At 74.7% G+C, this 9,601-nt stretch carries 13 protein-coding genes; 5 read left to right on the forward strand and 8 right to left on the reverse strand.

Going from position 1 to position 9,601, the window contains the following annotated elements:
* The coding region (locus AB0C69_RS31110) for an MFS transporter (RefSeq protein WP_360358599.1) at positions 1 to 915 on the forward strand (915 nt) is incomplete at its 5' end.
* Positions 916 to 993: 78 nt separating this feature from the next.
* Here AB0C69_RS31110 and AB0C69_RS31115 read toward each other — a convergent pair.
* From AB0C69_RS31115 to AB0C69_RS31150, 8 genes are all read right to left on the reverse strand, one after another.
* Positions 994 to 1,197, reverse strand: coding sequence for a cold-shock protein (locus AB0C69_RS31115; protein ID WP_067639228.1), 204 nt, complete (start codon positions 1,195 to 1,197; stop codon positions 994 to 996).
* Between the two features lie 193 nt (positions 1,198 to 1,390).
* Complete coding sequence (gene kynU / locus AB0C69_RS31120) at positions 1,391 to 2,641, reverse strand: kynureninase (protein ID WP_360358600.1); 1,251 nt, start codon at positions 2,639 to 2,641, stop codon at positions 1,391 to 1,393.
* Positions 2,638 to 3,684 carry an amidohydrolase family protein gene (locus tag AB0C69_RS31125; protein ID WP_345179101.1) on the reverse strand — a complete coding sequence of 349 codons (1,047 nt, stop codon included), beginning with the start codon at positions 3,682 to 3,684 and terminating at the stop codon, positions 2,638 to 2,640. Before AB0C69_RS31125 ends, kynU begins: the two co-directional genes overlap by 4 nt.
* Positions 3,677 to 4,249 (reverse strand): 3-hydroxyanthranilate 3,4-dioxygenase, encoded by a 573-nt coding sequence (locus AB0C69_RS31130; RefSeq protein ID WP_360358601.1) that lies wholly within the window; start codon positions 4,247 to 4,249, stop codon positions 3,677 to 3,679. Before AB0C69_RS31130 ends, AB0C69_RS31125 begins: the two co-directional genes overlap by 8 nt.
* Positions 4,246 to 4,689: a RidA family protein gene (locus tag AB0C69_RS31135; protein ID WP_179848452.1), complete on the reverse strand. Its 444-nt coding sequence runs from the start codon at positions 4,687 to 4,689 to the stop codon at positions 4,246 to 4,248. The genes AB0C69_RS31130 and AB0C69_RS31135 overlap by 4 nt, the downstream gene beginning before the upstream one ends.
* Positions 4,689 to 5,432, reverse strand: a complete 744-nt coding sequence (locus tag AB0C69_RS31140; protein WP_360358602.1) for a fumarylacetoacetate hydrolase family protein — start codon at positions 5,430 to 5,432, stop codon at positions 4,689 to 4,691. The genes AB0C69_RS31135 and AB0C69_RS31140 overlap by 1 nt, the downstream gene beginning before the upstream one ends.
* A complete protein-coding gene (locus AB0C69_RS31145) occupies positions 5,432 to 6,217 on the reverse strand; it encodes a fumarylacetoacetate hydrolase family protein (RefSeq protein WP_360358603.1) in 786 nt (261 codons plus the stop codon). Before AB0C69_RS31145 ends, AB0C69_RS31140 begins: the two co-directional genes overlap by 1 nt.
* Before the next feature lie 11 nt (positions 6,218 to 6,228).
* A complete protein-coding gene (locus AB0C69_RS31150) occupies positions 6,229 to 7,665 on the reverse strand; it encodes a 2-hydroxymuconic semialdehyde dehydrogenase (protein ID WP_360358604.1) in 1,437 nt (478 codons plus the stop codon).
* A 211-nt stretch (positions 7,666 to 7,876) separates the two neighbouring features.
* Here AB0C69_RS31150 and AB0C69_RS31155 point away from each other — a divergent pair, with 211 nt between their 5' ends.
* The 4 genes from AB0C69_RS31155 to AB0C69_RS31170 all read left to right on the forward strand — a co-directional run bounded on the left by AB0C69_RS31155 (position 7,877) and on the right by AB0C69_RS31170 (position 9,554).
* Positions 7,877 to 8,164, forward strand: a complete 288-nt coding sequence (locus AB0C69_RS31155) for a hypothetical protein (protein ID WP_345179112.1) — start codon at positions 7,877 to 7,879, stop codon at positions 8,162 to 8,164.
* Between the two features lie 113 nt (positions 8,165 to 8,277).
* Positions 8,278 to 8,598, forward strand: coding sequence for a hypothetical protein (locus AB0C69_RS31160; protein WP_345179113.1), 321 nt, complete (start codon positions 8,278 to 8,280; stop codon positions 8,596 to 8,598).
* Positions 8,599 to 8,820: 222 nt separating this feature from the next.
* Positions 8,821 to 8,937 carry a lactate utilisation protein LutB domain-containing protein gene (locus tag AB0C69_RS31165; RefSeq protein ID WP_360358605.1) on the forward strand — a complete coding sequence of 39 codons (117 nt, stop codon included), beginning with the start codon at positions 8,821 to 8,823 and terminating at the stop codon, positions 8,935 to 8,937.
* A 293-nt stretch (positions 8,938 to 9,230) separates the two neighbouring features.
* A complete protein-coding gene (locus tag AB0C69_RS31170; RefSeq protein ID WP_360358606.1) occupies positions 9,231 to 9,554 on the forward strand; it encodes an LUD domain-containing protein in 324 nt (107 codons plus the stop codon).
* Positions 9,555 to 9,601 lie beyond the last annotated feature (47 nt).

The following is a 9,601-nucleotide window of genomic DNA, read 5'->3' on the forward strand; positions in this document are numbered from 1 at the left end:
GCCTTCCTGTTCGCGGCGATGCTGCTGTTCGGGGCCACCGCCGGCATGTCCGACGTGGTGATGAACGCGCACGCGGTGTCGGTCGAGCGGTACCTGGGGCGGCCGGTCATGTCCGGGCTGCACGGCCTGTGGTGCGTCGGCAGCCTCGTCGCGGGCGGCATCGGGATCCTGGCCGCGCACGCGGGCGTCGACGCCCGGCTGCACCTCGGCCTGGTCGCGGCCGTGCTGCTGGTGGTGGGCGCGCCGGCGGGCCGCCGGCTGCTGCACGCCCGGCCCTCCCCCGGCGCCCCGGCGCCGCGCCGCTTCGCGCTGCCGACCCGGGCCGTTCTGGCCATCGGCGTCGTCGGCTTCTGCGCCACGTTCGCCGAGGGCGCCAGCGCCGACTGGACGGCCGTCTACCTGACCGAGGTGGCGGACGCGGGCCCCGGACTGGCCGCCGCCGCGTACACGGTCTTCATGTCGTGCATGGCGGGGACGCGGCTTCTCGGCGACCGGCTGGTGCGGCGCCTCGGCCCGGCCCGGGTCGTCCGGTGCGGAGGCGTGGTGGCCGTCCTCGGCGGCGCGCTCGTGGTGGCGTCCCGCGAGCCCTGGCCGGCCATCGCGGGGTTCGCGCTGCTCGGCGCCGGCGTGGCGACCGTGGTGCCGCTGGTGTTCGCGGCGGCGGGCGCCGCCGGCGCCACCCCGGGCGAGGGCGTCGCGGGCGTCGCGACGATCACCTACCTGTCGGGGCTGACCGCGCCCGCCATCACCGGCTGGACGGCGGGGGCCCTGTCCTACCCGGCCGCGTTCGCGCTCATCACCTGCGTGGTCGCGGTGATGACCGTGACGGCCGGGGCCCTGAACCCGCCCGGCGGCGGTGCGGCCGGGCGACCCGCGGCCGCGGCCTCCGGCCGCGCCGAGAAGGCGGTGCCCTAGGCGGGCGCCCGGCCGTGGACGTGCGAAAGGCCGGGAACGCGCGAGCGCTCCCGGCCTCAGCTGAGATCCGGCGGGACCTTAGAGCGGGTAGACGCCCTCGGCCTGCGGGCCCTTCTGGCCCTGGGTGATCTCGAACCCGACGCGCTGGTTCTCGTCGAGGCTGCGGTAGCCGTTGGTCGTGATCGCCGAGTAGTGGACGAACACGTCGGGGCCGCCGCCGTCGGGCGCGATGAACCCGAAGCCCTTCTCAGCGTTGAACCACTTCACGGTGCCTTCGGCCATGGTCTTTCCCTTCCGGGTAAAACGTCTCCGGCCCGCCGGTCGACGGGGCCGGGCTGCAAGCGGACTCACTCACGCCCGCCGGTCACCCGGAGAAAACGCTTCGAGACTGCTTGGCGCCGGCCGGCCGGGCCGACGCCATCGTGCAACGCAGACGAACTTACCCGATGCGGGGCGAGCCCATGCACCGACACACCTAAAGAAGATCCGCGAGGGCCGCGGCGGCGCGGTGGCAGTCGTGGAACGTGCAGTACAGCGGGACGGGCGCGAGTCGGACGACATCGGGCTCGCGCGCGTCGGCGACGACGCCGTGGGCCTCGGCGAGCCGCCGGACGAGCCCGCCCGCGTCCGCCACCCGCACCGACAGCTGCGCGCCGCGCGCCGACGGGTCGGACGGCGTGACGACCTCGGCGCCGATCCCGGCGAGCCGGTCCGCCAGGTAGCCGGTCAGGCGCCCGCTCTTGGCGCGCAGCGCGTCCATCCCCACCCGGTCGAAGATCTCCAGGGAGGCCAGCACCGGCGCCAGCGCCATGATCGGCGGGTTGGACAGCTGCCAGGCGTCGGCGGAGGCGGGCGGCGCGATGTCGGGGTCCATCCGGAACCGGACGGCGGGGTCGGTGCCCCACCAGCCCGCCAGCTTCGGCACGGAGGCGTCCCGCACGTGCCGCTCGTGGACGAAGCATCCCGCGACGGCGCCGGGTCCGCCGTTGAGGTACTTGTAGGTGCACCAGGCGGCGAAGTCCACGTCCCAGTCGTGCAGCCGCAGGGGGACGTTCCCGGCGGCGTGGGCGAGGTCCCAGCCGACGACGGCGCCGGCGGCCCGGCCCGCCTTGGTGATCGCCGCCATGTCCATGAGCTGGCCGGTCAGGTAGTTGACCCCGCCGAGCAGGACGAGCGCGACCGTGTCGCCCTCGCGGTCGAGGAACGCGAGGACGTCCTCGGTGCGCAGCGCGTCCTCGCCGTCGCGGGGCCTGAGCCGCACGACCGTCGCGGCCGGGTCGAGCCCGTGGTGGACGGCCTGGCTCGCCACCGCGTAGGAGTCGGACGGGAACGCCGCGTCCTCGATGACGATGCGGGTGCGCGTCCCGGCGGGCCGGTAGAAGCTCGCCATCATCAGGTGCAGGTTGACCGTCAGCGAGTTCATCGCGACGACCTCGTGCGGAAGCGCGCCCACGAGGCGGGCGGCGGGCTCGCGGAGCAGCTCGTGGTACGCCACCCAGGGGCGGCGGCCCTGCGTGTGGGCCTCGACGGCGAGCCGCGCCCAGTCGTCCAGCTCCTCGCGGAGCAGCCCGGCCGCGCTCCTCGGTTGGAGCCCGAGCGAGTTGCCCGCGAAGTAGGCGGCCTCCGCGTGCGGCCCGCCCGGCGCGGGCGGGATGAGGAACTCCCCGCGCAGCGTGGGCAGCGGATCGGTCTCGTCGAGGCGCCGCGCCTCGTCCTCCAGGGTCACTGCGCCATTCCTTCGGTGGTCACCAGGTCGAGGGCGGGCGCGAAGAACGCCTCCGCGTTGCCGCCGAGCAGCAGGGCGCGCTCGGCGTCGTCCAGACCGGGGCACGCGCGGATCGTCGCGCCGGGGTCCTTCTCGCCGAGCGGGAACGGGTAGTCGGTGCCGAGCATGACCCGTTCGGGGCCCATCACGTCCACCAGCAGGCGGAGCGCGCGAGGGTCGAACACGGCCGAGTCGACGTGGAACCGGCCGACGTACTCCGACGGGGGGCGCGGCGAGTCGGCGCGCACGATGTCGCGGCGGTGCCAGGCGTTGTCGGCCCGCCCGAGCAGGAACGCGAAGCTGCCGCCGCCGTGGCAGAAGCACAGCCGCAGGGACTCGGGGAGCCGCTCGAACGCGCCCGACAGCATCAGCCCGAGGATGCTCAGCTGCGTCTCGGCGGGCATGCCCGCCAGCCACGGCAGCATGTGGCCGCGCATCCGGTCGGCGCCGAGCATGTCCCACGGGTGCGCGAGGACGGGCAGGCCGAGTTCCGCGCAGTACGCGAGGAACGCCGTGATCCCCTCGTCGTCGAGGTTGCGGTCGCCGACATGGTTGCCGATGTGGACGCCGCGGTGCCCGGCGGCGGCCGCCCGCTCGGCGACCGCGCAGGCGAGTTCCGGATCCTGGAGCGGCACCTGGCACAGCGGCAGGAGCCGGTCGGGGGCGTCCGAGCAGAACGCCAGGATGCGGTCGTTCACGAAGTCGCACCAGTCGGCGGCGCGGGACGGTTCGGCCGCGTACCCGAACATCAGCGGCGTGGACGAGACGGCCTGCCGGTCGACGCCCGCGGCGTCCATGTCGGCCACGCGGCGCGCGGCGTCCCAGAGCGCCTCCCCGACGGGGCGGTACTCCGCGTCGCCGCACATCATCATGCCGGCGCCTCCGCCGTCGACCCGCAGCCACGGCTGGCCCTCGTCGGCGAGCATCCGCCCCTCGTCGCGGCCGATCACCGGGAAGACGTGCGTGTGGACGTCGAAGACCGTCACCGAGGCCCCGTCAGACACGGGGCGCCGTCGTCGGAGTCATGGACCGCGGCCACTGGCGGCCCGGGTGCACCGCGCCGCAGTTCGGGCACTTGCGGTCGCCGCCGTAGAAGCGCTCGAAGGCGGGCGGCAGGTCGTCCACGATCGAGCGGACCTGGAGCTCGGCGCGGTGGACGAGGTGGTGGCACTCGGTGCAGTACCACTCGAACGCCTCCGTGAGGCCCTCCGGGCGCGGGATCTCCACGACCAGGCCGATCGACCCGGGCTCGGGCCGCTGCGGCGAGTGCCGGACGTGCGGGGGCAGCAGGAAGACGTCGCCCTCGTTGATCTGCAGGTCGGCGGGCGGACGGCCCTCCTCCTCCATGACCCGCAGCACCATGTTGCCCTTGAGCTGGTAGAAGAACTCCTCGGTCGGGTCGTCGTGGAAGTCGGTGCGCTGGTTGGGCCCGCCGACCACCATGATGATCAGCCCGGCGTCGTCGAAGACCTGGACGTTGCCGACCGGCGGCTTCAGCAGGTCCCGGTGCTCCTCGATCCAGGCGTCGAAGTTGAACGGCCGTCCGAACGACAGCTGGGGCAGGGTCATGCTCCGCCCTCCTTTCCGGTCCGCGTCGCCTGCGGGATGTGCGCGACGCACGAGATCTCGATGAGCAGGTGCGGGTGCGGGAGCTGGTGGACGGCGACGGTCGTGCGGGCGGGCCCGGTCTCGTCGAAGTACTCGCCGTAGACCTCGTTGTAGCCGCCGAAGTCGTTCATGCTCACCAGGTAGGTGGTGACGCTGACGACGTCGGACAGGCCGCCGCCGGCCGCCTCCAGCAGGTCGCGGATGTTCTCGATGACGGCGCGGGTCTGCTCCCGGACGTCGAGGTCGGTGACGCCCATCGCGTCGGCGCTCGCCCCGGCGAACGTCCCGTCCGGGCGGCGCGAGCTCGTCCCGGACACGAAGACCAGGTCGCCGGCCCGCCGCAGGTGCGGGAACCGGCCGCGCGGCGGGGCCTTGCCCTCGACGAGGATCGCGTCGTCCATCAGGTCGTCACCTCCACGGCGCCGAGGCCCGCGCCGACGACCCGGACGTGGGCGTCCTTCGGCAGCGGGACCGCGGCCGTCGCGGCGCCGGCGAGGACGATCCAGCCCGGCTCCAGCGTCATCCCGGCGCCGAGCGCGAGCCGGGCCGCCGCCCGCAGCGACCGCGCCGGGTCCCCGAGGATCGCGGCGGACGAGCCCGTCTGCACCGGCCGGCCGTCGATCTCCAGCAGCAGCCCGGCGTTCGACAGGTCGCGGGGCGCGTGCCAGGCGCCGACGCCGAACCGCGCCGCCGAGGCGTTGTCGGCGATGACGTCCGGGAGCGTGAACGCGAAGTCCTCGTAGCGGGAGTCGAGCACCTCGAACCCGACGGCGACGCCCGCCACGGCGGACTCGACCTCGGCCGGGGAGCGGACCTCCCGGCCGATCAGATAGGCGATCTCGGGCTCGATCCGCGGGTGGATGAGGCGGGACACGTCCACCGAGGACTCGGCCGCCATGCCGTCGGTCAGCAGGCCCCAGATGACGTCGTCCACGCCCATCTGGACCATCTTGGCGCGGCTGGTGAACCCCATCTTCACCCCGGCGAGCCGCTCGCCCCGGCGGCGGCGCCGCTCGATCCCGGCGCGCTGCACCGCGTACGCCGTCGCCACGTCCAGCGGCGTCCGGGCGGTCAGCTTCGGGATCGCCCGGACGTCCCGGGCGGCCTCGTCGAGCGCCGCCGCGAGCGCGTGCACGTCCGCCATCAGGACTCCTCCTTGCCGAAGGCGACGCGGACGTCGCCGAGTCCGTCGATGCACGCCTCGAACACGTCGCCCGGACCGGCCGGGACCACGGGGCCGAGCGCGCCGGTCAGGACGGTGTCGCCGGCGCGCAGGGGGCGGCCGACGCGGACGAGGGTGTCGGCGAGCCAGAGCGCGGCGTTCAGCGGGTGCCCGAGGCAGGCGGCGCCGTTGCCGGTCGAGACCTGCTCGCCGCGCCGCTCCATCACCATCCCGCACAGGCGCAGGTCGACGTCCGCGAGCGGGACGGGGCGGTTGCCGAGCGCGTACATGCCGGAGGAGGCGTTGTCGGCGACCGTGTCGGTGAGCGTGATGTCCCAGTCGCGGACGCGGCTGCCGACCACCTCGATGGCGGGCAGCGCGAACGCCGTCGCGCGGATGACGTCGGCGGCGGTGTGCCGCTCGTGGGTCAGGTCGCGCTCCAGCACGAGGGCGACCTCCGCCTCGGCGCGCGGCTGCAGCACGGCGCCGGCGGGGATCTCCTCCCCGTCCGGGACGGCCATGTCGGCGAACAGCATCCCGAAGTCGGGGCTGTCCACCCCGATCTGCGCCTGGACGGCGCGCGACGTCAGGCCGATCTTGCGGCCGACGAGGCGGCGCCCCTCCCCCAGCCAGCGGTCGGTCAGCCGGTCCTGGACGGCGTAGGCGTCGTCCGCCGTGGTGATCAGGTCGCGGACGGGCGCGCACGGCGTGCCACCGGCGTGGGCGCCGAGGAGCCGCTCGGCGGCGGCCTCGATGTTCGTGGTCACTGGGCTCGCTCTCAGATCTGGACGCAGACGTTGACGGGTTCGGAGAAGAAGTCCAGGGAGTACTCTCCCCCCTCCCTGCCGATCCCGGAGGCCTTCACGCCGCCGAACGGGGTGCGCAGGTCGCGCAGGTTCCAGCAGTTCACCCAGACGATCCCGGTCTCGACGCGCGGCGCGACCCGGTGCGCGCGCGACAGGTCCCGCGTCCACACCGTGGCGGCGAGCCCGTAGGGGCTGTCGTTGGCGAGCGCCAGGGCCTCGTCCTCGGTGTCGAACGGCGCGACGTGGCAGACCGGCCCGAAGATCTCCTCCCGCACCGCCCGGGCGGTCTCGGGGAGCCCGGTGAGGACGGTCGGCTCGACGTGGAAGCCGCCGTCCCGGGCGTCCCCGAACCGCGGGGCGCCGCCGCCGGCGACGACCGTGGCGCCCTCCTCGCGGGCGAGCCGGAGGTACGACAGGACCTTGTCGCGGTGCCCGGCCGAGATCATCGGGCCGTAGCCGTCCAGCGCGCGGGCCCGCTCGCCGAGCCTCGCGACGAACTTTTCGAAGACGGGGCGCTCCACGTAGACGCGCTCGGTGCACAGGCAGATCTGCCCGGAGTGGGTGAAGGAGGAGCGGACCGTCCCGTCGACGGCGGCGTCCAGGTCGGCGTCGGCGAAGACGAGCGCGGGGTTCTTGCCGCCCAGCTCGAACGAGACGGGGGTGACGTGGTCGGCGGCGTTCCGCATGATCGCGGCGCCGGTGGCCGACTCGCCGGTGAACGCGATCGCGTCCACCCCGGGGTGCCCGGTGAGGAACTCCCCGGCCGCGCCGGGGCCGTGCCCGTGCACCAGGTTGAACACCCCGCCGGGCAGGCCCGCCTCGTCGATCACCCGGGCGAGCAGCGTCGCGGTCGAGGGCGTCTCCTCCGAGGGCTTGGCCACCACGGCGTTCCCGCACGCGAGCGCGGGCGCGATCTTCCAGGTCGACAGCAGCAGCGGCAGGTTCCACGGCGAGACGACCGCCACGACCCCGAGCGGCCGCCGCACCGTGTAGTTGAGCGCCTCGCCCGTCCCGGAGCTCCACCCCGGGACGCGCGTGGTGTAGGCGCGCTCCGGGCGCCCGTACAGCAGGTCGGCGTAGGCGCGGAAGTTGCCGACGGCGCGGGGCACGTCGACGGTCTCGGCGAACGCGCGGGGCCGGCCGGTGTCGGCGACCTCGGCGTCCACGAACTCCTCGAACCGCGCCTGGATGCCGTCGGCGACGCGCCGCAGCGCCGCGGCCCGCTCCTCGGCGGCCATCGCGCCCCAGGGGCCCTTCAGCGCGGAACGGGCCGCGGCCACGGCGTCGTCGACGACCTCCCGCGTGGCCTCGGGGACGGAGCCGAGCTCGGTGCCGTCCGCGGGCGCGATGAGGGGGAAGGCCGGACCGTCCGAACGGAACACCCCGCCGACGTAGTGCTCAGCCTTCATCCGTCCCCTCCCGCGTGGCTCGACTCCCCGATACTCGCCCGCGAAGCTATGCCTGGCAAATACCAAATCCCCCTGCGGCTATGACCGAACGGCTATGCCCGGCCCTCCCCGTCCGCTGGCCGGATACGGACATGACCGCGCCTTGCCGAGGCCGGTGATCCATGTCACTTTGATCTTGTGATCGCCGGTGATCTCCGGGAGGCCCGCTGTCATGACCCGCGGCACCGGCCCGCTGGACCCGCCCCCCTTCCTCCGTCTCGACCCGCCCGAGCTCGACGGCGGTGACCTGGTCGTCCGCGCCAGGCCGACCGAGTCCCGGGCCCGAACCCGCACCAGCCCCCGCGCCCCGCTGGCCTACCTCTACGAGCGCCCCGACGAGCACGAACCGGAGCGGACGACGAGACTCGCGGCGGGCCACTACGACCGCACCAGCCTGACCTGGACCTTCTCCGGCGACATCCCGGGGATCATCGGGATCACCGAGCCGACCTCCCCCTAGCGGCCGCCCACGGGTCCTCCCCCGCCCTCCTCGCTCCCCCTCGCGCGCTCCCGCGTCGCCCCCGCACGCCCGCATGTCGGACCCGCATGTCCGCCCAGCAGAAAGGCACGCCCATGCCCGGAACACTGACCAGGCCCGCGCTCCGCACCACGCGCGCCTTCATCTCCCCCGACCACGCCGGGTTCGACCCGGCGGCGGTCCCCACCCCGGACGGTGACGAGCGGCCGTTCGGCTACGCCTACTCCACCCCGTGGGGCACGCCCGACGACGGCGCCCCTGCGGCCGACCCGCAGGCGGGCCACTACGACCCCGTGACCCAGACCTGGGTCGGCCCGGACGGCGAGGACGTCACCGCCGGCTACAGCTCCTACACGACAACGGGATCAGGCGTGCCGCCCTGGGGCGACAAGATCCTCGACGACGTGTGCGCCTGACGGTGGGCGGCCAGGCCGAGGTCCTCGTCCTCACGCAGGACTTCGACCCCACGGTCGACCCGGTCGTCCGGAGCCTCACGGCGAAGGGCGCCCGGGTCGTCCGGGTGGACACCAGCTACTTCCCGCGCAGCCTGAGCTTCACCACGTCCGACTTCGACGGCTCCGACCGGGCGGTGATGCGCCACCACGACGGCGAGATCGACCGGGAGGTCGACCTTCACGCTGCCCGGGCCGCTCGGCGCCTGGACCGAGACGCGGGACGCGCCCGCGCCGCCGCCCGAGTCGTTCCGCGCCTGGTGGGCCCGGACCGGCGGCGGGCGCGAGGAGGGGGAACGGTGAACGCGCGCGAGGAGATCCTGCGCCGGATCGAGCGGGCGGCGCCCGCCCGGCCCGCCGCCGAGGTCGCCGCCGCCTACGGGCGGATCGACCGCGGCTACCTGCGCCGCCACCACGAGGACGCGATCCTCGACCTGTTCGCCGAGCGGGTCGCCGACTACCGCGCGACCGTCCTGCGCGTCGCCGCGGCCGACGTCGCCTCGACCGTCGCCGAACGGCTCGCGGCCCGTCCCGGCGCCTACGGCGTCCCCTCCGGCCTGCCGGAGGAGTGGACGTCCGCGACGGGGGCGGAGCTCGTGCGCGACCCGTCGGTCGCCTCCCTCGACGGCCTCGCCGGGGCGGTCACCGGCTGCGCGGCGGCGGTCGCGGAGACCGGCACGATCGTGCTGGACCACGGCGCCGGCCAGGGGCCGCGCGCCCTGTCCCTCGTCCCCGACTACCACCTGATCGTCGTCCTCGCCGGCCAGGTCGCCGCCGATGTGCCGGAGGCGCTCGAACGGCTCGACCCGCGGCGCCCGCTGACGTTCGTGTCGGGCCCGTCCGCGACGAGCGACATCGAGCTGTCCCGGGTGGAGGGCGTGCACGGCCCGCGGACTCTGGAGGTTGTGGTCCTCATATGAGCGAAGCGAACCGGGGGGTGTGGGGGGTCGCCCCCCCACCCGGACCC

Source organism: Actinomadura sp. NPDC048032 (assembly GCF_040653175.1).
GTDB classification, from domain to species: Bacteria; Actinomycetota; Actinomycetes; order Streptosporangiales; family Streptosporangiaceae; genus Spirillospora; species Spirillospora verrucosospora.